This window comes from Leptospira sp. GIMC2001, from assembly GCF_028462125.1.
In the GTDB taxonomy this organism is placed as follows: domain Bacteria; phylum Spirochaetota; class Leptospiria; order Leptospirales; family Leptospiraceae.
On the sequence record NZ_CP115468.1, the window covers coordinates 1,439,508 to 1,465,265 of the forward strand.

The window sequence follows — 25,758 nt, forward strand, 5'->3', positions numbered from 1 at the left end:
ATAAGTAGACAACCGTCTAACAATCCAACAGAAGAATTCTATTAGTAATTATTTTTTACAGAGATGGTTTAAATATGGGAATGTATATCGCAAATCAAGTTTGTTATGAAGGTCTGGATGAATTACAAAGATTGATATTGGCTTATCAACTGGGTTGCCACTCGGCTATTGATGGTCCACCTGGTGTAGGAAAGACTCGAGTCATTCAAGAAGTAGCAAAGATCTTAAAGAAGAATCTGTATTCAAAGAACTGCTCTTCTAGAACTTCCGAATCTCATATTATTTCTTTGCCCATGCTTAGCGTAAAGGATGGAGCAAGTGTGACTTCTTATTCAAGTGGACCTTTAATTAGAGCACTTGCAGAACCTGGAATATTTTATGGGGACGAGTTCAATCTCCTGAAGGAAGATGTTCAGAAGCGACTTAACTCAGCTTTTGATGATAGAAGGTCCATTGAAAGACAAGATGGATTTGTAGTGCAAGGGAAGCCAGGATTTTGGGCTGTTATTTCTTACAATCCTTCGCAAGATATGATCTCAAAGGATTTAGAAGAATCTGTTGCAGATCGATTTATTCATTTTACTTTCGATAGATGGAATCCTGATTTCAAAGCATATATAGCTTATCTTTCATCTGGAAAGCAGAATGATGTCGCTATTCAGAACCTTTTTGGAATAAAACTTTCCGAGCGTGGCATTGATGACAGAGGTAATTTTTATATTAAAAAAATAGTAAACACTTCAGCTTCTTGGGTAGACTTTTGGACAGGGAATCCTTCTTCCGCAACACCAGAATATACATATTGGGTGAATGATCATAAAAGTATTTACAGAGGTTTTGAACAAATTAAAATCAAAACTTATTTAGAAAATCTCAAGGGCAAGGCCTACCCAGAAGTTGAATTTTCACGAGTATTGTCAAGGTTTACAGAGACCCTCTACCAATTGAAAAAAGATGGAAAGAGTCCCGTGATGAAACAATTGGGACTTTCCAAACTCATCGAAGGAGAAGATTTAGAATCACTTTCTATTCATGAAACATCTACTCGCATTGAGTCTTCCGCTATTCGTCATTATGTTGCTATGCGAGAAAAGAATTTTCATCCTTACTTATGCCAAAGCTATGCCACTCGTATCGTGATTGACCAAGCATGCTATGGACAATATAGAAACAGACAATTATCAAAAACAACTACGCTGCAATTGGTAGAATCTCTAGCTAAATCGTTTGCTTTGATGGCTGATAATTCTTCCTTCAATACGAAAATAATTTCAAATAAATTATTGAAACCTAATTCAGGGGAAACTTCAGTTGCTAGTTAAAGAGATTAAAGGTCTTATTCCGAAAGAAGTTCGAATCCGATTTCGGGAGAACTTTGAAAACTATCCGGAAAAGGCCAACTTATTTTATCAATCAAATACTGTATACTTAGATGAAACTAATATCTCGGATCTAATTATACTTTTAAGTGATGATAAATTTCTAGATTATATTAGAAAAAGAAAGAATACTCCTGAAGGAAGATTGAATTTTGAATTTGATATAATTTCAAGTCTGTTGTCACAAAGTATCAATCCCTATCTTCTCGCTGAAGTATTAAAAACTGTGTCAGAGAGTAAAGTACTCTCCATCTACCGCAGATTTTTCAAAATCCCTGTGGATGAAATTACTGCATCTGAGTTTCTGAAGAATGCAATCCGCGTTGGCGTTCATGATTTGGACAGAATGTTTTTGTATTCTGAATTTTTCAATAGCACAAACTTTTATGAGATTTCAGGTTTATATGATAACAAAAAAGCAACTGGATATATAAATCTGCTTTCATATCATAGAAATCTCTACATAAGCAGTTTACCGATAGAATCAATACTTGAATCCGAAGATTTTTTAGGACAACCAGCCATTATAAGAGCCTTAAAGTTAGCGTACCTCAATGGCGAAAAGATTCTTATCGAATCTATATTCAAAAGATTTATTATAGCGCCCTTCCCTGCTGAAACTGGGTTTGCGATGAAAGTGTTAAACAAACGATACCGTAATCCTTCAGGTACAAATAAAAAAATTGACACCCATTTTTATGAAAGAACCATGCAATGCTTTCCCGTTATTGAGGATGCAAACCAAGAAATTTTGAATGATTTTAAATCATTTCTAGAAACTTATGGAAATCCAAGAGATCCTTTTGAGACATTTGTTTGGAATGAAGTTTTTCGACTTCCGAAGGAAAAGATCCCCTTCGTACTTTCTCTATTTACATCATATTCATTTATTAGCTTAAAAACTAGCTACCAAACTGATCCGAAGATTTTATTATTTCTCATCCGAAACATTCTCACAGCTATATCAGATATAAAAATTCGAAATATTGAAAGTGGGCTTCGCAAAATTATCCTAAAACTTCTGATAACACTAAAACCTGACAAGCGTTTTATGAGAAGAAGAGGCGAATTCTTATACATACTGAAGAAAACAAATTCATCTCTTCGATTGGAAATGGAATTTATTAGACTTTTCTTTTTTGATTATATTTTTGAGGCATTTAAACGTACAGGGGCTATCGATTCTTTTCATGCAAGTTTTCTGAATTATATCGACAAATTATACCCCAAATTACTTACGCAACGCATTGAGTTCCCTCAAAAGATGAGTTTCGTTTTGCCACTGATAGAAGAAGGCAGATTAAGACTTTACTCACCCTTTTTAGAAAAATTTGTAGCCTACAATGATGAAATGAAAGAATTGATGGAAGTCGCTTTCTCATGTGACCTAGATGATTTATTTTTGGAAGAGTTCGAGAAATTAGATGTAAATTCAATTCCTGATTACCATTCCGATGTGATGGACGCTTTCAAAAGAAATCCAGCTTTCGTTGCTGAAGCTGCAATTTATGATTATCATTGTGCAGTTCGCTTTGAAGATGCATTGCCATTTATCAGAAGCCAGACAACTTTCTTAGTGGGTGGAATTGAAATCTGTGCTGGAGTGCGTGGAGCCTATACCTACGGAAATTCCATCTATCTTCCTGAGAAATTAAATCACTTCAAGGATCCAAAATATCCTTTAGAGGAAAATAGAAACTTAACTTTGTTTGTAGGTTTAGGTCTCCATGAAGCTTCTCATATCATTTTTGGATCTTTTAATTTTGATTTAAATCGATACACCTATAAATTAGAAAAGCCTACATTGTTTAAAACAATCCATAATATTACTGAAGACTTTCGGATCGAAAAATATTTACTAGAATCTAAATTAATTTCCATTTCAGAAGATGTAATTCCATTTATGAATATTGTATTTTCTATTGCAAATTGGCAGAACGAAGATCGTTCGATAGCTTTTCTACTTCTTTCCTATATTTCTGAAATGGCTTCCGGTATCTGGGATAAAATTGTAGAAGAATGTCCAGAAGCTGAGATACGATTACAGAATATTTTTAATCTACCCTTATCTAAAGGCCGGTTCCGCAGTATTGAAGATATGTCTGAGAACTGGATTGAAAGATTAAAAAATATGAAGCATGAAAATCCATTATCAGCAGTTCCAATCTCTATAGAAATTTATGAAGTCCTTAGCTATTGGCAGTTAGAATTTCTACATGATCTAGATGAGCAAGAGCCAATTGAAAAAGGTACCCATGGTGCAGGAGGGACATCTCCGCCCAAGGGACCCGCTAGTCCAAATCATCCGCAATCTCCACTTAGCAAAGAAGATTTACAAGCTCTTTATGAAGATTATAATAATAACCCACAGAAATATAGAGAAAGTATTCAGGAAAATATTACCGCACTCAAATCTAGAGATTTTCTTCAACCTATCAACGATGAAGAAATTTTCGAGGTTGAAGAAATCTCTTACGAAGAAGAAGGAACTGCTGATGTGTCTACGAGAACAAAGGCTGACGAGCAGTTAGCTGAAGATAAGAAGGAAGGATTATTCGATAAAATTAAAGAAAAACTTACGAAAAAAGTCAAAAGGAAAGGTGCAGGAAAAAAAACGATCCGATCATTATCTCCGCATACCAATTCTAAAACTCGACTCGTAGAAATTAAGGAAGTACCGATCAAAAATGAAGATAAAACTTTTCTTACAGCTTTGTCGCACTTTAAGGATGTTGAGATAGAAATTGAAAAACAGCTAGCTAGATACATACGTCCAAATGAAATTTTGGAACAAGAATTGAATGCCTATGAAGGTGAAATTGATATGGAAGAACTAATTGAAATCCTTTCTGGTAGAGAAAAAGTTGGATTCTTTGAATTTCTTGAAGCTGATCTATCAACAGCAAAAAAAACAAGTTTAGAAGTAGTAATTGGAATGGATATGAGTGGCTCCACAGGAGGAATCGCTGATTCGAACATGGGACTAACAATCTTGGACGTAGAGAAAGTTTTCGCTATGCTGTTTGGAAAAGCATTAGAAGTTTTCGCAGAAAAAATCAGTTATATGGGATTCGACAGCCTAACATCAACTAATGTATATAAGGCAAAAAATAGACTTTGCGTATCTTCTTTTCATTCTGGTGGCTCCAATAGAGATGGCGATTTCATACGCTTTGTAAAGGAATATCTAAAAAAAAGTAAGCATGAATTGAAATACTTTTTCTTTCTATCTGACGGCCAACCTTCAGGTGTAAATTATGATGGAGCCTCTGCTTTATCTGATACTATACTTGCTATGCAGGAAGTCCTAAATGATAAAATTCGATTGGTTTATCTGAATGTGGACTCTGAAAAAAATAGTTATTTCGACGATTTTGCAAAAGTAGCAACCTATGCAGAGCATTTTTCAAAACCAACTGATCTTATCCCCAAAATACCAGAACTTGTTCGAACTCTCGCAAAAGCAGTTTATTAAACTGTATTTTTAATCATTAAGCCTTTTTTTCATGACCAAGCTTCCCAAGCGATTCTAATTGTAGGTGGCAAATTGGCATTTGGAGAATCTAATGAGAGTAAGAGTTCCCTAGTTGAGCCTGAGAATTTAGTAACAGCCCAGTCTACAAAAGTTTTCCAATTGTTAGGATTTAACTTTTTATCATTTTTGAAAATGCTCATATTATTTAATATTTTTTTTGTTTGTTCTTTATGTACAAGAGGACTAGTCTTCTGAGCAAAGACTGGTTTGATATCTGCATCATCTCTGCTTTGAGCTTTCTGAAAAGTCTGATTATTCTTTTTATGTGATGCTGACTTGTATTCTTTAGGTTTAATTTCCAATTCGTTATACGTAGGTTCTAGTGTACGAATTCTTCCATCAAAAGATTTTTGAGTAACATAACCTAGCTCTCTAAGTTTGGAAATGATGCGAGATACTGACTCAGTAGAAATGCCAAGTATCTTTGCAAAATGTTTATTCCCTGCCCTGCATGAATTTGATTTGTGTAAATTTTCTATCTCTGCAAGGATAATCTTGGCAGATGAATTAATTGGTAAGGCTTCGATCGAAGCTGAAATCCAAGTTCCAGTTCTCATACATTCCTCATACTCCAGATATAGTTCGCACAGGGAGCGGAGTTACTCAAATTTTTCCGTCCGAACGTATAGGTCCCCTACTCTATTGTAGGATATTTATTTTTGAGGATTATTCCTCAGATTTACCATGTTCTTTCCTCTGCTAAAGGATTCAGAGATTATGTCTCGTCACGAACGTACGTACCATAACTTTATGGATGTATTTTAGTCAAGTAAATTATGTCTCTAAAAAATGGGAGGAAGTAAAGGCCAGAGTTAGCAGCTCTGACCTTTTGGGTAATCTGAAGTTCGGTTCTGGGAACCTGTAACCATACTAAACCAAACTAAATTAAGTACAAGAATTTTTTATAAAAATTTATAAGTTTAATACTTTTAATCCGAAGCCTGATCAATGATTTGTAATTGTAAATGATAAGTATTCAAAATGCTTTCCAATTATAATTTAGATAATTCCTTTTTAATTTTACTCAGTTTGGATTCTGTTGCTTGGTATGTTTGTTGGAGTAATTCTTTTATTAAAGCTTTTTCCTTCTTGGAAACCTGTCCGCCCATTTTCCATCGATTGTAAAGTAATCTTGGTGAATCTTCAGGCTTAGCCTGCGATTGGTTTTCATCAGAAAGGAGTTTTATCGCCGATTTCAAATCGGCAACCGGTTGCCGATTTAGAAAATCTCTATTCTCATACATTCTGATGTAATTGCGAGCCATTCTTTCTTGGAAAGGAAGATTTGATTCAACCCATGGAAGCCAATTGCCATGACCCAATTCTCTTTTTTTGGCAGAGAGTTTCTCTCCAATGAGGATTGAGTTCTGGATTGCATTATTAAGGTTTCCAATTGTAGAATTATGAAGTTCTACAATTTCTTGAATTGTTCTATCAACTTCAACTTTTATTACTTCTTTGTTGTTTGAGGATCCTGGACGTGGTCCAGTTATGCTTCCTATTCTAGATTTCATTTTATCTCTTTCGCCAATTCCATAAATATACTTTTATTTTTCTCTGACAATGGCTTAGCCATATCTACACAAGTTGCTATGGATTCTGATTTCGGAATGAAAGTTTTTGCAAACTTTACTCCGAGGTCTTCCATTGCCTGAGATTTCTTTTCGGATACCATTGTTCTAATCGCTAAAATTTTGATTTTATTGTCCAAAGATTGATTTGCAAGATCATATACTGCTTTGATTTCGTCGAAGCCTTGAAAGTTCCATCTTGAATATCCAACTGGAGAAAGCACAAGGTCTGCCGCAAAAATTCCAAGATTCATTTCCATGCATAAAGCTGGAGGTGTATCAATTAATATATAATCATATCCCAATTCGTGAACTGATTTTCTAAACCTTTGTTGCAATCCGCCATCCCAGCTGAGTGAAAGCATCGTCTTTGATAATCTAGGAGTAGTTGGAATTACATCTATACCCAAGGGTGATTTAAGAATGCAATCTTGGATTAAGCTAGAACCAGTGAAGGCTTTCGCAATAGACTTGCTTTCAATTTCTTCTACATCCGTTTCTCTTAAGAAATAGTCCGTGAGGTTATTATTATGATCTAAATCAATGCAAAGTATTTTTTTAGGAAGTGCTTGAGCAAGGAAGACAGTTAATGTTGTTTTCCCAACGCCACCTTTTAGCGAGGCAATAGAAATTACTTTTGGCATATACATCATCATGACTAATTCAATAGAAATTGGAAAAGCATTTTTCCGATTTACTTAGATTTTTATGTGACATAATAAAATTGAAGAACAATTCAGATGATAAACTGGGGAAGGGGAGGGCGGATTGTGACTTTTTAAATAGAAACACCTTTCATATTTCTGACTGCATCAAATGTAGTATCAGGCAATGAGCTATAATCAATATTTGTTACTTCACATACTTCCTGCCATGATGCTGAACCAAGATAATGTGATAGCAACTCAGTTCGCTCAGCTACATTTAAGTGAGGAATGCTCTTTTCGATAATCTCATTCGTCATTTGAAATTCTTTTTTATCATCAATCAATAGAACTGCGTATTCTTTATTACGTGCATATTGCTTAACAGATTCAATATTTCTGATTATTTGATTCCTCTCGGAATACCAATTTACACCTTCAGACGGGCCTACCTCAGTTCTTTTGCCCTCTATTGCAAGAATGAATTGATCTGTTTCAATAAGGCAGTCAACTTCGGTGAAACCTTCGAATGCCCACCATTTTTTTGAAGATCTTTCAGATCCTAACTTTTCTAGTTCCTTTAAAGCCTCGACTCTTACTTCCATGTTTCCTACTATCAGAGCCTTTCTTTTTAATTTTGTATTTTCGCTATTTTTTTCCTTTTTTGGAACTTTTAATTTGTCAGGATTTTCAATTAACCATTTTAGAAAATCTTTTGAAGGTGGAAGTTTAAATTCGAAACACTGTTCTAAACCTATAAAATTAATATTATATTCTTTTAAGATTCTATCCTTATACTTCCTCAACTGAAGATTGAGTATGTTGATTGAATTATCAATATAGCTAGTTGAGATAGGATTTGCTTTTGGAAATAATTTCAGTAAGTTACGTAACCAAAATTTGTCAGATTGATATAACAATTTTTGAAAAACTGGTCGAACGCGGGTAATTGAACTGTTATACTGACCTTTTAAAATTTTCATTTTAAGTCATTTCTCTCTAGATGGATAATCTATATTCAATTCTTCTGCGATTAGCTCAAATCCTTTTTCATTTTTATATTCCTCCATATTGAGATTTTTTGTTTTAACTTTCTGCCAGCCGGAATCAACAATATTATGATTAATTCTCACAAACTCATTAGATAACGTATAGAATTCAGGTTCTTTCATTCCTTCGATCGACGGTCTCTTTTTATAGAAATATCCGATATTCAGAAAAACAATAATTAGATAATCAAATGCGTTAAATGATTTATCTTTCACCGGAAATGCTCGGTCACAGTCTGTCTGGTATCTGCTTTTCACCTGAATGCGGATTTGTTTTCCAGATCTCTTAGGGTCAGGATGAATTGCTATTAAATCATAGCCCTCATTATTCGGAGGAGCTTTATAAGTAAGTATATTTCTTCTCATCAAATATCCCATAGCAAGATATTCTGCTCCATGACTAACCACCGGCAAACGCAATGCATCACGATTACCCATTGCTTTCCCTCATTTATCATGCCAAATATTGATGCAGTAATGAGCATTTCTAAAGTCAGTTCTTAAGTTTTGGACTGCCTTTTTTTTATGGAAAACATTAAACGTCATATCACGATAATTTGCAAAACGAGGAAAAAATAAGCTACAATATTTTAATCAAATTTAATAAAATTAATTATACCAATGGGTTTTGGATTCAGAGAATTTAATCATTTTAATCTCTATGAAGTAATTATTAGGTTGTTTCAAAATATTAATTTGTCATCACTATTTAACAATGTAGGATTCTAAAAAAACCGAAATGCTTTTAAAATATTTATGCCGAGCATTTAGAAACAAAGTTAAATTAAGCTGTAGTCATAATGGATTGTCAGAAGTCAGGAAAAAGAAAAGAGGGCGGATTTTAATATTTTAGGAATATTTTTCTCCGAAAACTTCACTCGATAAACTTCATACTCTCGAGTAGAATGAAAGAGAATCCTCGCGATGACAAAGCAATATTCGTTTATTTTAATGAGTCGAAAGATATTCCAGAATTGATATTCAGATTTTACTCAGAAACATATGCCCTAGAAGTTTGGCCTTATTTGGGATACTATTATATGGAAATTGATGGGTCCAGAACGGAGCGATTGTCCGCTCCAGAATTTAATTTTAAGCAACTCACTCTTGAAGCGGTTCTCGCAATGGATAAAATATATGAGAAAACTATAACCAATTCCCGTCGAACTTGGCGAAGGAAAAGGCATAAAATGCAAATGGAAATAGATAAATGGCTTCGATATTTTCCAAAGGATAAGAGAAAATTATTCCAAGACTGGCCTGTTACATCTTTGTATACTTGGAAAGCATTAAAGCTTTCTATTCATTCCCAGCCGTATTTTCAACTCTGCCAAACGAATCCCATTCTTGCTTATCGCTTGATTCAAAAAGAATTGTGGAATGATCAACATCCATTGATGCGCGAATCCCTCGAAGTTGTATTAGTTCATAAGCCAGAAATTATTGCCGAATTAGTTGGAATCGTGAAAAAAAATTGGAAAATAATTAGGAAATTGCAATTGTATATTTTTCAAAAGGAAAATTTTTACAATGAATTCGACAAAATAATTCATTTTGTCGAAGATCCCTACGTTCAAAAAATAGTTCCTCATCTGCCTTCTCTAACCAATAAAGTTTTCAATTTTTTGAATAATTGCTTTAAGAATGAATATTTATCCTACGTAGAAATCTCATTTTTATTGGATCTAATAAAATTGGAAAATAACGATTATGCAATTAGCAAAGAATACAATAATATTTTAGATCGATTTGGACCAAAAGTCAACATGAGCAAATGGATTGGTAGCATTCTAAGAATTTGGGAGGAATGTATTCGACACAATAAAAATTGGAGAATAAAAAATATTCAATCTTTACTTAAACATGAGATCAGAATGATTAATGATTTGAACAGACTAAACGAAGAGTCCATTGCAAAAGATCCAGAATATTTTATGACTCCTCCTTTTCCTTGGCAAGATTGGAACCAAGGCAATCTATTCGATAAATCATTGATTGGCGCAAGTATCCATCCTATAAAAAATAATTTCGAGTTATTGGTAGCAGGCAAAGAATTTCAAAATTGTTCCTTTTCTTACTTAGATGAAATATCTTTGGAAATATATTATATTTATATTATCAAATTTGAGAATGGTGAATCCTATATGGCAGGCTTCACAAACATATTTAGGGAAGACGACATCGCGCAATTGAATGACGTTGAATTGGATAATTCTGATCTAATTCTAGTGCCGAATAAATGTTCCGATAAAATTGACTATTGGAGATTAGAGGAATTCAACGGTATTGGCAATCAGCAACCCCCAGACCATGCTTACGATGTTTTATATGATTGGCTTGCATATATAAAAAGAACATTTAAGCAAGATGTAGATCGCATGAATCTTTCCGCTCACAAGGACTGTGATGATCCATCATTGGAAATTACACAGAAGGGAGATGATTTTCGTATTTCAATATCCATTTGAGCGAATGATATAATTGAAATAAAATTAGGACTGATTGACGATGTAAGGGATAGGTTCCTTTAAAGTATGCAATATTATAAAAAAATATTCTATTTTCCAGACTTATACATCTTCTCTGCCAAATCAAATTCTTCTCGAAAAGGCAATTGTAACTTATCCACCATTTCTGGAATTGCTAATTTCCAACTCACATAGTAGTATGCTAATAGGTGATTACCCGAAAATGTTTTTTCTGGTATACTAGTAACAATGTAGCCATCTCTATCTGGACTGATTCCGTTCATTCCTATTCTAGCTATTTCCATTGCGATTACTTTAATTCTGTCAATGGACATATTCTTAAAATACTCAAGAGCACCTATCATATAAAAAATTATAGATTTGTTGACGCCTTCAATCTCCTGGTTCCGAAGAAACTTTGCCATCTCTAGATCCGATTCTGATACTTCTTGCGATTTGACTCCCTCTAACGGAGCAGTCTCTTGAAATGATTCTTCAAGTTTTTTTTGTTTTAGGTAATCTTCTTCGATGACGAGATAAAAGAATCGGTCGAGGTCTAGTCGATTTGACCAACTATCAATTAATTTGTATTCAATGCCCGGTTTTTTAGATTCTTTGTGACTAAGAAATTCTTTATAAAAGCTATCTGCTATTTTTCTTTCTTTCGGGTTTGCATTAAATAGCTCTTCCATATCTATATTGTAGAGGTCTCTAAATTGGAAGGCATTCACTAGGTTATAAATTTTACTTTTCGAGACGACGAGCTCGGATGCTATTTCTAATATATTGGGATCTGTTACAGCCTTAATAGATTCTTGGACAAGATTATATAAAGAAAGGAATTGATAAGGTCTTAAATTTTCAATTTTTCTGTATAGATAATCTTCTATAAATAAATCAATCGGTGTGTTGAAAGCTTGAGAAATTATTCCTTCTTGAACAGCAGTTAAGAAATTCGAAATATCAGTTTCAACTACTCCGCGTTTACGTAATTTTAAAATAGAGGAATTGGAAAATTCATAAAAAGCAGATTTATTTTTTTCATTTGAAGCAATTAGCTGGTATTTATTATTTTCTTTCGCATCTAAGGCAAACATTAGGTGAGCCAACTCATGCATAACGAGATGATCAATTCCAATTTTTGTTGGTTTGTATTTTATAATATGCCTGTCTCTATCATATATTTCTGCATATTCTATTTTGGCGTAGTAAGGGACTTCTTGGGAAGCCTTAATTTCAATAGGAGTTTTCCCTCGAATTTCGAGATTGGATTTAAAGTCATTGATAAGTGAACTAGATGTTTTTGATTCAATGATTCGAGTGCTGAGTTCGATGATGTTTCCTAAGGTTTTCTCGAAGAGGGCATCTTTTTTGGGATTAAATTTTAGGCTTTTAAGATAGTAATTAAATGCTTCAAAGAGATTTCCGGAATTATCGGATATTAAACCTAACCCTTGATAGGTATTAGGAAATTCTGGATTTGACCGTAAGGCTCTCTCAAAATAAGTCTTTGCTTCACTAAATCTTCCAAGCTTGCCTAGTTGACTTCCAATATTATTTAGTGCCAGGAAGTCGTTAGGATCGATTTTTAATACCTGATTAAAATAAATAAGTGCCGTATCTGGATCAGATTTATAAATAAAGAAAATATTCCCCATCATAGTTAGAGCATATTTATTTTTATTGTCCCATTTGAGTGCTTCGATAAGATAATTGATCCCTTTTTCTTGATCCCCTTCTTCTGAGTGGATTTGACCAAGCATACGGTAAAGATCAGAACTTGTTGGATTTTTCTCAATTAAGGATGCTAGGAGTATTTTGGCATCTTGAAATTTGCCTGCTTCACAAAGGCCAATTGCTCGATTATATTCTTTGGTGGAAGAATCTAACTTATCTATTTCAATTTTGATTTTAACTCTGTCCCTATCTAGTATGATTTCTGGTTGATAAGAGCCTATTGCATAATAACGAGAGAGTTCTTGGAGTATGGACTTTTCATCATCTCTTTTTATGTCTGGAAAAAGAGTAAAAAGAAGATCGTCGAGATTGTAAATGATTTCCATCGGTAGTCTAGATCACATTATTTAATGTAAAATGATATAGGCAAATAGAAAAACTTTACAATTGATGGAATCAAAATCAAGTATGGAAAAAGTCACTAGATCTTTCAAATAATTTCCAATAAATTCCTATACGATAAGCGATTAATATTTAATAAAGTCCTATTGGGAATAAAATGCTAATATACAAATCTAACATAAATGGATTTTTAAAGGATATTGATTCCAACCAAATCGATGGCATAATTCGTGATAGTTATATAGCTCGGGTAGGGTGGGGAGTATCTGGTTCTGAACTTAGATCATGGAAAAATTCATTGGAAGCATTTAGTCGAGTTATCGGTTTTCGAGAATGTCGATTGCCAGACTCTACAGGCGTTGCTATTGAATATCATATCCCATCAACATCGAAGCGAGTAGACGTTCTATTATCGGGATACAATAAATCTCAAAATTCAACTGTAGCAATAGTCGAATTGAAACAATGGGAATCTGCTGAGAAGTCAGAACTGGATGGATTGGTAAAAACGTATTTAGGAGGAGGGCTTAGACTAACTAGCCATCCCTCTTACCAGGCATGGAGTTATTCTACACTTCTGGAAAGCTTTAATGAAAATGTTTATACTCAGAATATCCAATTAAACCCATGTGCTTACCTACATAATTATTTTCAAAATGACGAAGCGATATTGAATCCTATCTATAATGAATATTTAGAAAAAGCACCCGTGTTTCTGCAGCAGGATGGAAGAAAGCTTAGAGAATTTTTGGAATCAAAAATTGAAAAAGGAGATGAAGGTAAAACAATCGAGATAATAGAAAAATCTCCAATAAGACCATCAAAGCAATTAGCAGAGTCCGTTCTATCTTTACTAGAAGGAAATCCGGAATTTATAATGATAGATGAACAAAAAATTGTCTTTGAAAAAGCGAAACAAATGGCACTTCAAAAAAAACAGAATACCAGAAGGGTATTTGTGATCGAAGGTGGTCCAGGTACTGGAAAATCTGTTGTCGCAATTAACCTTCTTGCTCGATTAACTTCAAAAAGTCAAAATGTCCGCTATGTTTCCAAAAATGCAGCTCCTAGAGCAGTTTATTCCAATAAACTGAGATCAGGTGGTAAAACTATTTCTGCAACTAGCCTTCTATTTTCTGGATCGGGAAGCTTCATTGCGACTAAAGAAAGAGAATACGATACTTTAATTGTAGATGAAGCTCATAGATTGAATCAATTTAGCGGATTGTATCGCAACCAAGGCGAAAACCAAATCAAAGAAATAATTCATTCTTCTCAAACTTCGATCTTTTTTCTAGATGAAGATCAAAGAGTTGCGTTGGCTGACTATGGATCTAAAGAAGAGATCGAGCGTTGTGCCTCAATGTATGGAGTGAAAGTTGAATATGAAAAACTGAATTCTCAATTTCGTTGTAGCGGTTCCGATGGTTACTTAGCATGGTTAGACCATACTTTACAAATTCGAGAAACAGCTAACGTTGACCTTTCAGATAATTCTTATGATTTTAAAGTATTTTCAGATCCTAATAAATTATTTACAACAATTCAGGAGAAAAATGAAATTCGAAATTCGGCTCGTGTTGTAGCTGGATACTGCTGGGACTGGATAAGTAAAAAAGATCCCCAAGCAATGGATATTATAATCCCGAAATTCAATTTCGCAAAACAATGGAACTTAGCTTCTGATGGAAGCTTGTGGATTATTCAACCAGAATCAATTCATCAAATTGGATGCATTCACACATGCCAAGGTCTCGAGTTAGACTACATTGGAGTGATTATAGGAACTGATTTAACCTATCTTGATGGAAGAATTGTCACCAACCCATTAGCCAGATCGAAAATGGATCAATCCGTAAAAGGTTCAAAAAAGTTGCTAAAAGAAAATCCAGAAGAGGGCAAGGCTGTCTTGGACAAAATCATAAAGAATACATACCGAACTTTAATGACCCGAGGAATGAAAGGTTGTTATGTGTATTGTGAAGATGAGAATTTAGCTGAGTATTTTAGAACTAGATTGATGATAGGGAAATAGATGGGGAAGGAAAAATTGATTTATAAGTTTATCTTGTAAATCAATTTTAATTTAATAACAAGGAATAGATTAAATGAAACACTTTAATATGACTTTCGGGGACATAATGCAAACCAAAATCCTCTACTACGATAAGAAAGTAGAGGAAGCTTGTTTTGATATTTGTGAAAAATTACAAATCGATAATATGCCAGATTACGATAATAAATCCTATCATAAGTTAGTAGATAATAAATTTAAAAGAATAGCTATTCCAGATTCAATGAAATTACCCATTTATGGTAGGATTTTTGAAGAGAGTGTCTTTCCAAAATTTGAAACAAACAAGCATAATGTACTTTTTGTATTTGATGGAAAAATACTAAAAGGCATAGTCCATTTTGCAGATTACAATCACGATAAAGTTCTGAAAAATCTACAAGATGATATCTTGAATTTTGAATTAAATTTAAGACAGCTACTGGTAATTGAAAAACTTTCAAATCTGGATTTGATAAAATATTTTAAAAACAAACGGGATTCAAAAAATACCAAATCATCAGATTATTCACGCTATGATGAGAAAATTAATAGATTTGAAAAAACAATAAGCAATAGGGATTACCTTAGCGAATTTCAGACATTTGATATTTCAGATTTATTGAATTTTTGTAATAGCGATTTCTCAAAAAAAATCTTCCCACTAGAAAAGGTAAAGATTGAAACGAAGAAATTTTCACCTGGCGAAATTATTAGAAATCTTAGGAATACGGCAATGCATGGAAAAGATCCTATAGGAAAAGATGAAGCAGCATCTATATATTCAATGGAAAGTTTATCAAAATTTTTGACTAATTTAAAAATATTTAGACAGTTAGCTAATGATTTGGAAGAAAAAATTAAAAATCACGATGATTATAGGAAATCAATACAGTTGGAGAACCAAAGCAAGTTGAATATTATTCATGCTCACCATCCAAGCGCATTAAATTATTTTCTTAGTCGTTAGAATTTAAAGGATCATGTTTAGTCTTTCTTTTGGATTTAGTTTATTTTTATTGTTTTGAGTTTATAACGTATTTAATTTCACGTAATGCTCGAAAAAGAAAATTTTGGAACGGTTCAGTAAGTAAAACTTTTTATAATTTGAAGAGAAAGCTTTGTGTAATATTCTCCTTGAAATTAAACCGTTTCATGTTTTTTCTTAAATCTAATAATTTTGTAATTGAAAATTAATTCATAATTCTAAAATATTCCATTAATCCTGAAAGATATGGATGTTAAGATTGTATCAACTAAGGCATGTTCATGAGAATAGGAGAAGTTTTATTTAGTGAGTATTAAATTAGGAATAAAAAATTTAAATGATTTAGCAAAGAAAAATAACGGTAGATGTCTATCTAAGAGATATAAAACTAATAAAGATTTATATTTATGGGAATGTTCAAATAAACATACATGGAAGGCTAAGTATGCTTCAATTAAAAAAGGAGCGTGGTGTCAAATTTGTAAAAATATTAAATTTTATGAAGATTTATTGAGAGTTGTAAAATCTAAAAATGGGATTTTACTAACAGAAAAGTATTTAGGTAGTAATGAAATACATGAATTTAAATGTGAAAATGATCATACATGGAAAGCTAAAGCAACAAAAATAAAAAATGACGGAAGCTGGTGTCCACATTGTTTAAAAGTAGGCATTGATAAAATGATAAAAATTGCTGAGGAAAGAGGTGCAAGATGTGTGTCGACAGAATACATAAACAATACTACTAAATTAAATTGGATTTGCGAAAATAGTCATCCTTTCAAAGCTTCTCCATCCTCCGTGCAGCAAGGTAGTTGGTGCCCAATCTGTCGAAAAATAAACATAAATGACCTAATAAATAAAGCAAAACTAAGAGGTGGCGAGTTACTTTCTACGGAATACGAGAATCAATTTGTTAAACTTGAATGGATATGTTCTTACCAGCATAAATTTAGTATGAGTGCTCATGATGTAATGAGTAAGAAGGGTCACTGGTGCCCAAAGTGTAAAGAAAGCTATGGGGAGAAATTTACTCGTTTGTATTTAGAGAAATATTTTGAATGCAACTTTGATAAAATTCGTCCTAGTTGGCTACTAGGGGAGAAAAATCTACCTTTAGAATTGGATGGTTACAATGAGAAATTGAAACTAGCCTTCGAACATCAAGGACATCAACATTATGATTCAAATCATAATTTTAATAAAATTAGTCAAAATAATAATCAAATTTTCATTAATGATAAAATAAAGGAAAAAGGTTGTAAAAAAATAATATAAAATTAATATTTATTCCTCAATTAAAACCAGAAGATGGAATAGAGGCTAATAAAAAAAATTAAATCAAATACTTCAAGAATATGGATATGAGGAATATAAAGACATAAAGATTGAAGAGATAGAATTATTTGCAGCTAGACAATTTGAAAAATACGAAAGAATTAAAAAAATTGTAGAGGATAAAGGTGGAAAACTAGTAACGAAAAAATATATCTCAGGTGAAAGTAAATTAAAAGTAATTTGTTCTCAGAAACATCAGTTCGACACATGCGCTGATTATCTAGTCAGTAAACGATGGTGCCCAAAGTGTGCGCCTAATAGAAGACTTTCAATTAAGGAAGTTCGGAAAAAGTTAAAGGATAGAAGTATTAAGTTGAAATCAAAAGATTTTAAAAATACTACAACCCCCCTAGATCTGGAATGCCTTGTTTGTAAACATCAATGGGAATCCGATTATAATAATATTAGTAGTGGTAGAGGTTGCCCGAAATGTGGTCGAAAAAGAGCCAATGATTCTAAAAAAATTAAATTAGATGATGTAATTAATCATGCTAAGTCTTTAGGATTTGCTCTTTTTGATCGAGACAAATATGAATATGCAAAAGTAAATACTACTTGGATTTGCTCGAAAGGACATAATTTCGATAGAAGCTTTAGTAAACTAAAATTAAATCCTCTATGTCCAATTTGCGAAAAAATGAGAAAACAGAAAAAGCGCGTTAAGAAGAGTTAATTAATTTTTAAGATCAGTAACGTTATGCAAACAATTAGTAAATGAGGAAAAACGAAAACTTCTGATATTAGTGAAATTGCGAAATAAATGAAGCTATTGCTATCCGAGGTATAAAATGCACTAGCAAAGAATATCATATTAAAATTAAGCTCAACTGGAAATGTAAATGCGGTCATCAATGGAATGAGCTATCAGATCGAATTGTTAGATTAAAATACGCTTGCTCAAAATGCTCACCCTGAATAGTGTTTTTACAACTTTCTTTATGTTTTATTTTTTTAACCATAAACAACTTTTAAATCAAAGAGGATTATGGGATTTAGACTTAATTTACAGGATTCTTTAACGAGACTATGGCAGAACACGATTTTTTTGAAAAACCAATAATCAATTCACCTTACCGAATTCCCGACAAGCACTGGGAATTGGATGATGCAGGTCAGCCTACGGGGAGCCTTGAGAATCGGAGAAGAATTGTAAAATTTGTCACACCTATACCCAAGCCCAAGCGGAATACGAACAAAAAGAAATCCCAAGGACAACAAGTTGATTTAGGTTTCACTGACAAGGATGAGTTATCCGAAGAGAAACAAAAATACGATATTGCCGACATCATTGGAGAAGTTCGAAATCAAGTTGATGCCTGGAGACAGTTGTCCAAGTCCCAATGGGGAGTAACTCCTGAGACAGCTAGATTATTAGAACATTGGAGAAAGGAAGAATGGGATAATATTCGACCTTTCTTTTGTCAGGTCGAAGCAATGGAAGTGGCAATTTGGCTTCATGAGGTCGCACCGAGCTTGAAGAATAATGCTAGTATACGAATTCTTCGCCATCTATCAGCGGCAAATGAAAATGCCAATCCAGATTTATTTCGGATTGCTTTGAAACTAGCTACAGGTTCTGGAAAGACAACAGTTATGGCAATGATGATTGCTTGGCAGACTGTGAATTCTGTTCGAATGCCGAATAGCAAGAGATATACGAGAGGTTTTCTCGTTGTGAGTCCTGGATTAACTATTAAGGATCGTTTGCGGGTTCTCCAACCCCATGATCCAAGCAGCTACTTTCTAACACGAGATATAGTTCCCACGGATATGTTGGACGAGATCAAGAAGGCAAGAATTGTAATCACCAACTACCATGCTTTCAAACGAAGAGAGACAATGGATATTTCCAAGGCAGGTAGATCTTTCCTTCAAGGACCACATGAATCAATGGAAACACTTGAGACCGAAGGACAGATGCTGCAACGCGTGCTTCCTGAACTCATGGGAATGAAATCTGTAATTGTATTGAATGATGAAGCCCACCATTGCTACCGAGAAAAGCCCGAGAGCGATGAGGATATGGATGACTTGGATACGGAGGCAAAGGCAGACCTTCGAGACGAAGCGAAGAAAAATAATGAGGCGGCAAGGCTCTGGATATCTGGATTGGAAGCATTAAATCGCAAGATTAAGGTGACTGCAGTCTATGATTTGTCTGCTACACCATTTTTCCTTAGAGGTTCTGGGTATGTAGAAGGAACATTATTTCCTTGGACTGTCAGTGATTTCTCATTGATGGATGCCATCGAATGTGGAATTGTAAAGCTTCCTCGGGTTCCTATAGATGACAATATACCTGAAAATGATATGCCCATTTATCGCAATCTTTGGGAGAATATCCGTAAAGATATGCCAAAGAAAGGTCGTGCCAAGGCGGAAGATTTGGATCCGAACCAATTGCCAACTCGTCTTCAGACTGCGATAGAATCTCTATACGGACACTATGAACAGGTATTTAAGCTATGGGTAGAAGAGAATACCCAGGTTCCACCTTGTTTTATTGTAGTTTGTCAGAATACTTCTATATCAAAGTTAGTTTATGACTATGTTTCTGGATTTAGATATAAAACTACGTCGGGTTTGGAGAATTTTCAAAACGGCAAGTTGAAATTATTTCGAAACTTTGATGATAGCGGGAATCCATTCCCTCGTCCTAATACAATTCTTATAGATAGTGAAGCTTTAGAAAGTGGAGAATCCATAGATAAGAATTTTCGGGAGTATGCATCGGATGAGATTGAGAGATTCCGAAGAGAACTCGTAGAAAGATCGGGCAATGCACAGGCAGGAGAGAATCTAAAAGATGAAGAGCTTCTTCGGGAAGTAATGAACACAGTAGGTAAGCCTAACACCTTAGGTGGTCAGGTTCGCTGTGTGGTTTCAGTTTCTATGCTTACCGAAGGATGGGATGCCAATAATGTAACGCATATTCTGGGAATTCGTGCATTTGGAACTCAGCTTCTCTGCGAACAAGTCGTAGGTCGTGCTCTTAGAAGACAATCCTACATGTTAAATGAAGAAGGATTGATGGAACCAGAATATGCTGACATATTCGGAATACCATTTGATTTTACAGCGAAGCCAGTAATCTCTAAGCCTAAGAAACCAGTAGATCCAGTTACCGTATGTGCAGTTCGTCCAGAAAGAGATAAACTCGAGATCCAATTTCCTAAGGTAGAAGGATACCGTACGGATCTTCCAAGAGAAGAAATTGAGGCAGAGTTTGATACCGAATCCAAGATGATACTTAGCCCTGAGTTAGTCGGTGCTACCATCACACAGAATTCAGGTATCATTGGCGAGACAGCTAATCTTCGTCTAGAAGATGCCCATTTGGATACTAGACCTTCCACTGTTATTTACAACATTACTCTTCATCTCATTCAAAAGTATTATAAAGATGGGAATGAAGATCCTAAATTCCATCTATTCAATCAGATCAAGGATATAGTGCGAGATTGGATTGATGGTTATCTGGAATGTAAGAATGGAACAAGTCCTGGGCAATTGATGTATCTAGAGTTGGCAGATATGGCGGCTGAGAAAATATCTCGAGCTATCACCAAGAAAAACCTAGACAAGCAACCCATAAAGGTAGTGCTAGATCCATATAATCCTAAAAGTTCGACCACTCATGTTCGTTTTATCACAACCAGTCAGAACAGGTATCGAACCGATCCCAGGAAATCGCAGATCAATTATGTAATCTATGATAGTACTTGGGAAGCAGAGTTCACGCGTGTTTTGGAAGCGACTCCAGAAGTTCTCTGTTATGTGAAGAATCATGGGCTTGGATTCGAAGTTCCTTATCGAATGGGAACAGTCAGTAAGAAATACCGACCTGACTTCATCGTTCTTATTGACCAAGGCTCAGGTATGCAAGATCCGCTCAAGCTCGTAGTGGAAGTGAAGGGATTCAAAGGCGAAGATGCCCGCGAGAAGAAGGGAACCATGGAAACCTACTGGGTTCCCGGTGTAAACCGATTAGGGAACATGGGACGATGGGACTTTCTCGAGTTAGATGCCGTCCATGAGATGGATCCCAAGTTCCAAGAAAAGATCCAATCGGCACTCAAATCCAAGACCAAGAAATAGATACAAGGACTTATAATGGCAGCGAAGAAGAAAACCACCAAACAAAAATCAGTAGAAACCATCACACACGAAGAGGAAAAACGCAAGAACATTCCTACTGTAGAACATAGATCCTTCATCCATGAGAATTTGAAAACACCCATTACAATTGCCTATCAAAGAAGAAATCCGGATCTAGACCCCCAACTCATATGGAAGGGAAAAGACCCGGCAGAAGATCCTGACTTGGTTGTCCAAGTTCCACCTCTCTATATCCAAGAAAAGATCCACCCTCGAATCCTCATCCAAGACCTACTTCAGAAGTCGGAAGATACCAAGAAATCCAAGGATGCACAACCCGATCTCTTTGGTGACTTCAATGGAATACCCAAGGATGCCGACAAGACAGAATTCTACCAACACGACCAGAACTGGACGAATCGTATGATCTTAGGAGACTCCCTCCAAGTTATGGCAAGCTTAGCCGAGAGAGAATCCCTCCGAGGAAAAGTCCAATGCATCTACTTCGACCCACCTTACGGAATCAAGTTCAATAGCAATTTTCAGTGGTCCACTACCAGCCGCGATGTAAAAGACGGCAAGGCGAACCATATCACCCGAGAGCCGGAACAAGTGAAGGCATTCCGAGACACCTGGAAAGAGGGAATCCACAGCTATCTTACTTACTTACGTGACCGATTGATTGTAGCAAGGGATCTCCTTACAGACTCAGGTTCCATCTTTGTTCAAATAGGTGATGAAAACGCCCACCGAGTCCGTGCCATTATGGATGAGGTATTTGGGGAAGAGAATTTTGTTAGGATTATCAATTTCAAAACTACAAGTGGTTTTAAAACTAATTTTTTATCTAAAACATCAGATTTTATTTTATGGTATGGAAAAAGCATTAAATCATTAAAATATAACCAACTCTATTTTGAAAAAGACATTGCAAATGACAATATTTCAGTTTATAAAATGTTGCGATTAGAAGATGGAAAAGTAAGGAAAATTACAGATGAAGAAAAAATTAATCAAGCTTTAATTCCTTTAAATTCAGAGATTTATAGATTAGATAATATTACTTCTCAAGGTAGTAACTCTTTTGATGTGCAGTATTTCGGTAAAAATTTTTCCTTAAAGAATAATTTAATATGGAAAACTCATGAGTTGGGAATGAAAAAACTGATTAAAAGTGAAAGAGTCTCGATTTCGGGAAAAGGTCTTGCATATAATAGAAGATTGTCAGATTTTTCAATTAATAGAATTAATGAAATTTGGACCGATACAATAACAGGATCATTTACTGAAAATAAGATATATGTTGTTCAGACAAATACTAAAGTTATCGAACGCTGTATCCTAATGTCCACTGATCCGGGGGATCTGGTTCTAGATCCTACATGTGGGTCTGGAACTACGCCTACTGTTGCCGAACAATGGGGTAGGCGTTGGATCACCATCGATACATCACGGGTTGCACTGGCACTGACTCGGGCAAGGATTATGGGAGCGAGGTATCCTTACTATTACCTAGCTGATTCTCCCGAAGGAAAAGAGAAGGAAGCCGAGGTCACGAGAAATGCGGTATCCACGGCTCCAACTTATGGCAATATCAAGCATGGCTTCGTCTATGAAAGAGTTCCGCATATCACACTCAAGTCGATCGCAAACAATACGGAGATTGATGTGATCTGGGATAAATGGGAACCGAAAGTATCCAAGTCACTCCAAGGAATCAATACAGCTCTACGTGGTCACAAAAAGGCTTACAAATCCCCCACGGGAGGCAGAGAAGGCAAAGAGATTCGTTTCGATGCTAAAGAAGGCGAGTCCATCACTCTTCCCTCCGGTGATAAGGCACTGGTTTATGAATTCTTTGACTGGGAAGTCCCCCGAGAGAAACCGGAAGATTGGCCGAAGGCAGTGGAGAAGCCACTCGCCGAATACTGGAAGGCAAGAATCGAAAGACAGAAAGAAATGGACGCATCCATTGCCTCCAAGGCAGATACCGAATACCTTTACGACAAGCCCTATGAGAACAAGTCCGTTGTCCGTGTTGCCGGTCCCTTTACTGTAGAGAGCCTAACACCTCATCGGATGGCAGAAGAAGAGGGGGATACTTCCAAGAGCCGAGAGCAGGATGACTTTCTAAAAGTTATCTTGGATAATCTGCGTTCGGCGGGAGTACAACATGCACACAAGGAAGACAAGATTGCCTTCGAGAGCCTCGTCCCTTGGCCGGGAGACTTGGTCTGTGCGGAGGGAAAATACACTTCCACCGAAGGCAAGGAGATCCGTGCCGGAATCTTTGTGGGTCCCGAATACGGAACTGTTACAAGACCCGATCTTGTGGAAGCGGCTCGGGAAGCCAGTGATGCAGGCTTCCAAGTCCTCATAGCCTGTGCCTTCAACTTTGAAGCCCAGACAACAGAATTCGACAAATTGGGAAGGGTTCCCGTTCTCAAAGCTCGGATGAACGCAGACCTCCACATGGCAGAAGACCTTCGAAACAATGGAAAAGGCAATCTCTTTGTTGTATTCGGGGAACCGGATATTGAAATCATCACAGAAGGTTCGGATATCCGAGTGAAGATCCTCGGAGTCGATGTATTCGATCCCAATACGGGACAGGTTCGCAGTGATGGACCCGAGGGCATTGCTTGTTGGTTCGTAGATACCGATTACAATGAAGAAAGTTTTTTCGTAAGACATGCTTACTTTCTGGGATCGGGAGATCCTTACAAATCACTCAAGACATCTCTCAAGGCAGAGATTGATCCGGAAGCTTGGGAATCATTGAACAGTGATATATCACGACCCTTTGCCAAACCCAAGAGTAAGAGAATCGCAGTCAAAGTAATCAACCACCTAGGTGACGAAGTGATGAAAGTGTTTAAGGTATGAAGAAGTATCCTAAGCTAAATCATCCTCCGATAGTGGAGGCTGTAGTAGATTGGAATGGGAAGATTCCGGATGATTGGAGTCTTGAGTCTCACAAAGATACCATCACAGAATCCTTGAAAGAGGAATTCCCTCATTACCATGGTAAGACGATTCAAGAGACAAATGTTCAATTCACTCCGAATGCCGAACCACAGATAACCAATACGCAACCCATAACTCTTTTCGCACACCAATTTTGGAATAAAGACAGAACTCGTCTTATTCAATACAGACGAAATGGATTCTCATTCAATATGCTTCCCCCTTATACCACCTTTGAAAATGAGATTCCCCTCATGAAAAAGGAATGGGAGAGATACCAAAAGTTAGTTCCCGGATTCGAGCTACAAGAGATTCGTCTTCGTTACATCAATCGAATTCATATTCCAATAGAAGCAGAATATTTAGAATGGGATGAATATTTTACAGTAGGCAATGATTCGAAGTCAATTCCCGAAGGATTCAAGTCCTACGTGAATTCCAATCAATCTGTCTGGCAGAATCTAGAGAAACACCAGGGAATACTTCGTGTTCTTTTTTTAGAAAATTTGGTTCCCAATAAAGAAGCAAGTATTATGCTAGATACAGAAATAGCTCAATTGAATCTGAATTCAGCGGATTCAGATTGGGATAGGGTCGAAGCAATCCTCAATGAATTGAGAGAGTTAAAAAATAAATCTTTCTTTGGAGCAGTTACAGAAAAATGTTTGCAGATGTTTCAGTAAGTCCACAACCACTAGATTATTTGGAAAGGTTCTCTGCGTTGACTCATTCTGTGAATATAGAATTGCCTGCTATGAATAAGCTTTTTCCAAATTTTGAAAACTCGCAGATCAATTATACAAAAAAAGTTCTATTAGAAAGCCTTGCAAATGTCGCGAAGCAAGCCTCAGTTTTCAATTGGGATGATGAGGGTGGAATCCCGGTGAATCGATCATCTTTAGAGTTCGCCAAAATCTTTTTGTCTTACTATCCTCATGATCTTATGATGCCGAGTTTATATCCCGATCCGGATGGAAGCATCGGCATGGACTGGGATTTTTCCGATGGAACCAATCTGATTGCTACCATTATGCCTTCTGGAGAAATCGCATATTCTGTATATGGCGACAGCGAAAAGACATATGGATCCATCATTTGGAATAAGACATCATTTCCAATTCAGTTGAGAAATATTATCAAAACCTATGAATGATGTTGAAGAAGATGTTTTTTCTGATTCAGGACTATCTAAAAAAGTATCCGATCACGAAAGAGTAATTCGTTTTTTCAAAGATAGTAATTCCTATAACTCTAGGTTTGTTAAAGCCCAAGCTTTTCTCCCACGACCCAATCACCACACGCAGCATTTGGAAGTCTCTGTCTTTCGGGATCAATCCGAAGATATAGAATATTGGAAACAGCGAAATAAAGAAATTTTAAGTAACTCTCAATTGCATGGTTTTGCTAGAATCAGTGTTAGGAGTATTCGGATGTTTGATTTAGAATTAGATGCAGATGATACTCCACCGGCACATGCCAATATAATTCAATGGCCAATTGATTCAGACTTAACGCTTCAAAAGGCTATACATAAGCAAATCGCCCAAAAACTTGCGAGCAATGCGGAGCGCATACTTTATTCGGCATAA

Annotated in this window: 18 protein-coding genes; 12 read left to right on the top strand and 6 right to left on the bottom strand. The window is 35.6% G+C overall.

Annotation, left to right across the window (positions count from 1 at the left end):
- The first annotated feature begins 74 nt into the window (after positions 1 to 74).
- Together O4O04_RS07980 and O4O04_RS07985 are read left to right on the top strand one after the other, a co-directional pair.
- The gene (locus O4O04_RS07980; protein ID WP_272535290.1) at positions 75 to 1,322 is read left to right on the top strand and encodes an AAA family ATPase; all 1,248 of its coding nucleotides are present in this window, start codon (positions 75 to 77) and stop codon (positions 1,320 to 1,322) included.
- On the top strand, positions 1,312 to 4,854 hold the full coding sequence (locus O4O04_RS07985) for a vWA domain-containing protein (protein WP_272535291.1): 3,543 nt from the start codon (positions 1,312 to 1,314) through the stop codon (positions 4,852 to 4,854). Before O4O04_RS07980 ends, O4O04_RS07985 begins: the two co-directional genes overlap by 11 nt.
- A 29-nt stretch (positions 4,855 to 4,883) precedes the next feature.
- Here O4O04_RS07985 and O4O04_RS07990 read toward each other — a convergent pair whose 3' ends face one another.
- The 5 genes from O4O04_RS07990 to O4O04_RS08010 all read right to left on the bottom strand — a co-directional run bounded on the left by O4O04_RS07990 (position 4,884) and on the right by O4O04_RS08010 (position 8,616).
- Positions 4,884 to 5,471: a helix-turn-helix domain-containing protein gene (locus O4O04_RS07990; RefSeq protein ID WP_272535292.1), complete on the bottom strand. Its 588-nt coding sequence runs from the start codon at positions 5,469 to 5,471 to the stop codon at positions 4,884 to 4,886.
- 435 nt (positions 5,472 to 5,906) lie between these two features.
- Positions 5,907 to 6,428: a DUF3102 domain-containing protein gene (locus O4O04_RS07995; RefSeq protein WP_272535293.1), complete on the bottom strand. Its 522-nt coding sequence runs from the start codon at positions 6,426 to 6,428 to the stop codon at positions 5,907 to 5,909.
- On the bottom strand, positions 6,425 to 7,129 hold the full coding sequence (locus O4O04_RS08000) for a ParA family protein (RefSeq protein WP_272535294.1): 705 nt from the start codon (positions 7,127 to 7,129) through the stop codon (positions 6,425 to 6,427). Before O4O04_RS08000 ends, O4O04_RS07995 begins: the two co-directional genes overlap by 4 nt.
- Positions 7,130 to 7,263: 134 nt before the next feature.
- On the bottom strand, positions 7,264 to 8,112 hold the full coding sequence (locus tag O4O04_RS08005; RefSeq protein WP_272535296.1) for a hypothetical protein: 849 nt from the start codon (positions 8,110 to 8,112) through the stop codon (positions 7,264 to 7,266).
- A 6-nt stretch (positions 8,113 to 8,118) separates the two neighbouring features.
- A complete protein-coding gene (locus O4O04_RS08010; RefSeq protein WP_272535298.1) occupies positions 8,119 to 8,616 on the bottom strand; it encodes a hypothetical protein in 498 nt (165 codons plus the stop codon).
- A 467-nt stretch (positions 8,617 to 9,083) separates the two neighbouring features.
- Between O4O04_RS08010 and O4O04_RS08015 the strand changes: the two genes are divergently transcribed.
- On the top strand, positions 9,084 to 10,646 hold the full coding sequence (locus O4O04_RS08015; RefSeq protein WP_272535300.1) for a hypothetical protein: 1,563 nt from the start codon (positions 9,084 to 9,086) through the stop codon (positions 10,644 to 10,646).
- A gap of 89 nt (positions 10,647 to 10,735) precedes the next feature.
- Here the strand turns inward: O4O04_RS08015 and O4O04_RS08020 are convergent, their stop codons facing one another.
- Complete coding sequence (locus O4O04_RS08020) at positions 10,736 to 12,709, bottom strand: tetratricopeptide repeat protein (protein WP_272535301.1); 1,974 nt, start codon at positions 12,707 to 12,709, stop codon at positions 10,736 to 10,738.
- Between the two features lie 173 nt (positions 12,710 to 12,882).
- Between O4O04_RS08020 and O4O04_RS08025 the strand changes: the two genes are divergently transcribed.
- The 9 genes from O4O04_RS08025 to O4O04_RS08065 all read left to right on the top strand — a co-directional run bounded on the left by O4O04_RS08025 (position 12,883) and on the right by O4O04_RS08065 (position 25,758).
- On the top strand, positions 12,883 to 14,760 hold the full coding sequence (locus tag O4O04_RS08025; protein WP_272535302.1) for a DNA/RNA helicase domain-containing protein: 1,878 nt from the start codon (positions 12,883 to 12,885) through the stop codon (positions 14,758 to 14,760).
- Positions 14,761 to 14,866: 106 nt separating this feature from the next.
- Positions 14,867 to 15,748, top strand: coding sequence for a hypothetical protein (locus tag O4O04_RS08030; protein WP_272535303.1), 882 nt, complete (start codon positions 14,867 to 14,869; stop codon positions 15,746 to 15,748).
- A 324-nt stretch (positions 15,749 to 16,072) separates the two neighbouring features.
- The gene (locus O4O04_RS08035; RefSeq protein WP_272535304.1) at positions 16,073 to 17,044 is read left to right on the top strand and encodes a hypothetical protein; all 972 of its coding nucleotides are present in this window, start codon (positions 16,073 to 16,075) and stop codon (positions 17,042 to 17,044) included.
- A gap of 373 nt (positions 17,045 to 17,417) precedes the next feature.
- Positions 17,418 to 17,777 carry a hypothetical protein gene (locus O4O04_RS08040; protein ID WP_272535305.1) on the top strand — a complete coding sequence of 120 codons (360 nt, stop codon included), beginning with the start codon at positions 17,418 to 17,420 and terminating at the stop codon, positions 17,775 to 17,777.
- A 353-nt stretch (positions 17,778 to 18,130) separates the two neighbouring features.
- Positions 18,131 to 21,202 (top strand): BPTD_3080 family restriction endonuclease, encoded by a 3,072-nt coding sequence (locus O4O04_RS08045; RefSeq protein ID WP_272535307.1) that lies wholly within the window; start codon positions 18,131 to 18,133, stop codon positions 21,200 to 21,202.
- Positions 21,203 to 21,217: 15 nt separating this feature from the next.
- Positions 21,218 to 24,088 (top strand): site-specific DNA-methyltransferase, encoded by a 2,871-nt coding sequence (locus O4O04_RS08050; protein ID WP_272535308.1) that lies wholly within the window; start codon positions 21,218 to 21,220, stop codon positions 24,086 to 24,088.
- Positions 24,085 to 24,852 carry a TIGR04255 family protein gene (locus O4O04_RS08055; RefSeq protein WP_272535310.1) on the top strand — a complete coding sequence of 256 codons (768 nt, stop codon included), beginning with the start codon at positions 24,085 to 24,087 and terminating at the stop codon, positions 24,850 to 24,852. The genes O4O04_RS08050 and O4O04_RS08055 overlap by 4 nt, the downstream gene beginning before the upstream one ends.
- Positions 24,831 to 25,322, top strand: a complete 492-nt coding sequence (locus O4O04_RS08060) for a hypothetical protein (protein ID WP_272535311.1) — start codon at positions 24,831 to 24,833, stop codon at positions 25,320 to 25,322. Before O4O04_RS08055 ends, O4O04_RS08060 begins: the two co-directional genes overlap by 22 nt.
- Positions 25,315 to 25,758 carry a hypothetical protein gene (locus O4O04_RS08065; RefSeq protein WP_272535313.1) on the top strand — a complete coding sequence of 148 codons (444 nt, stop codon included), beginning with the start codon at positions 25,315 to 25,317 and terminating at the stop codon, positions 25,756 to 25,758. The genes O4O04_RS08060 and O4O04_RS08065 overlap by 8 nt, the downstream gene beginning before the upstream one ends.

What these genes read in the sequence shown, in the direction of transcription:
- O4O04_RS07980 (WP_272535290.1), top strand. Translation starts at nt 75, where the DNA reads ATGGGAATGTATATCGCAAATCAAGTTTGTTATGAAGGTCTGGATGAA.
- O4O04_RS08000 (WP_272535294.1), bottom strand. Translation starts at nt 7,129, where the DNA reads ATGCCAAAAGTAATTTCTATTGCCTCGCTAAAAGGTGGCGTTGGGAAA.
- O4O04_RS08045 (WP_272535307.1), top strand. Translation starts at nt 18,131, where the DNA reads ATGGCAGAACACGATTTTTTTGAAAAACCAATAATCAATTCACCTTAC.
- O4O04_RS08030 (WP_272535303.1), top strand. Translation starts at nt 14,867, where the DNA reads ATGCAAACCAAAATCCTCTACTACGATAAGAAAGTAGAGGAAGCTTGT.
- O4O04_RS08005 (WP_272535296.1), bottom strand. Translation starts at nt 8,112, where the DNA reads ATGAAAATTTTAAAAGGTCAGTATAACAGTTCAATTACCCGCGTTCGA.
- O4O04_RS07990 (WP_272535292.1), bottom strand. Translation starts at nt 5,471, where the DNA reads ATGAGAACTGGAACTTGGATTTCAGCTTCGATCGAAGCCTTACCAATT.
- O4O04_RS08010 (WP_272535298.1), bottom strand. Translation starts at nt 8,616, where the DNA reads ATGGGTAATCGTGATGCATTGCGTTTGCCGGTGGTTAGTCATGGAGCA.
- O4O04_RS08065 (WP_272535313.1), top strand. Translation starts at nt 25,315, where the DNA reads ATGAATGATGTTGAAGAAGATGTTTTTTCTGATTCAGGACTATCTAAA.
- O4O04_RS08060 (WP_272535311.1), top strand. Translation starts at nt 24,831, where the DNA reads ATGTTTGCAGATGTTTCAGTAAGTCCACAACCACTAGATTATTTGGAA.
- O4O04_RS08050 (WP_272535308.1), top strand. Translation starts at nt 21,218, where the DNA reads ATGGCAGCGAAGAAGAAAACCACCAAACAAAAATCAGTAGAAACCATC.
- O4O04_RS08055 (WP_272535310.1), top strand. Translation starts at nt 24,085, where the DNA reads ATGAAGAAGTATCCTAAGCTAAATCATCCTCCGATAGTGGAGGCTGTA.
- O4O04_RS08020 (WP_272535301.1), bottom strand. Translation starts at nt 12,709, where the DNA reads ATGGAAATCATTTACAATCTCGACGATCTTCTTTTTACTCTTTTTCCA.
- O4O04_RS07995 (WP_272535293.1), bottom strand. Translation starts at nt 6,428, where the DNA reads ATGAAATCTAGAATAGGAAGCATAACTGGACCACGTCCAGGATCCTCA.
- O4O04_RS08025 (WP_272535302.1), top strand. Translation starts at nt 12,883, where the DNA reads ATGCTAATATACAAATCTAACATAAATGGATTTTTAAAGGATATTGAT.
- O4O04_RS08015 (WP_272535300.1), top strand. Translation starts at nt 9,084, where the DNA reads ATGAAAGAGAATCCTCGCGATGACAAAGCAATATTCGTTTATTTTAAT.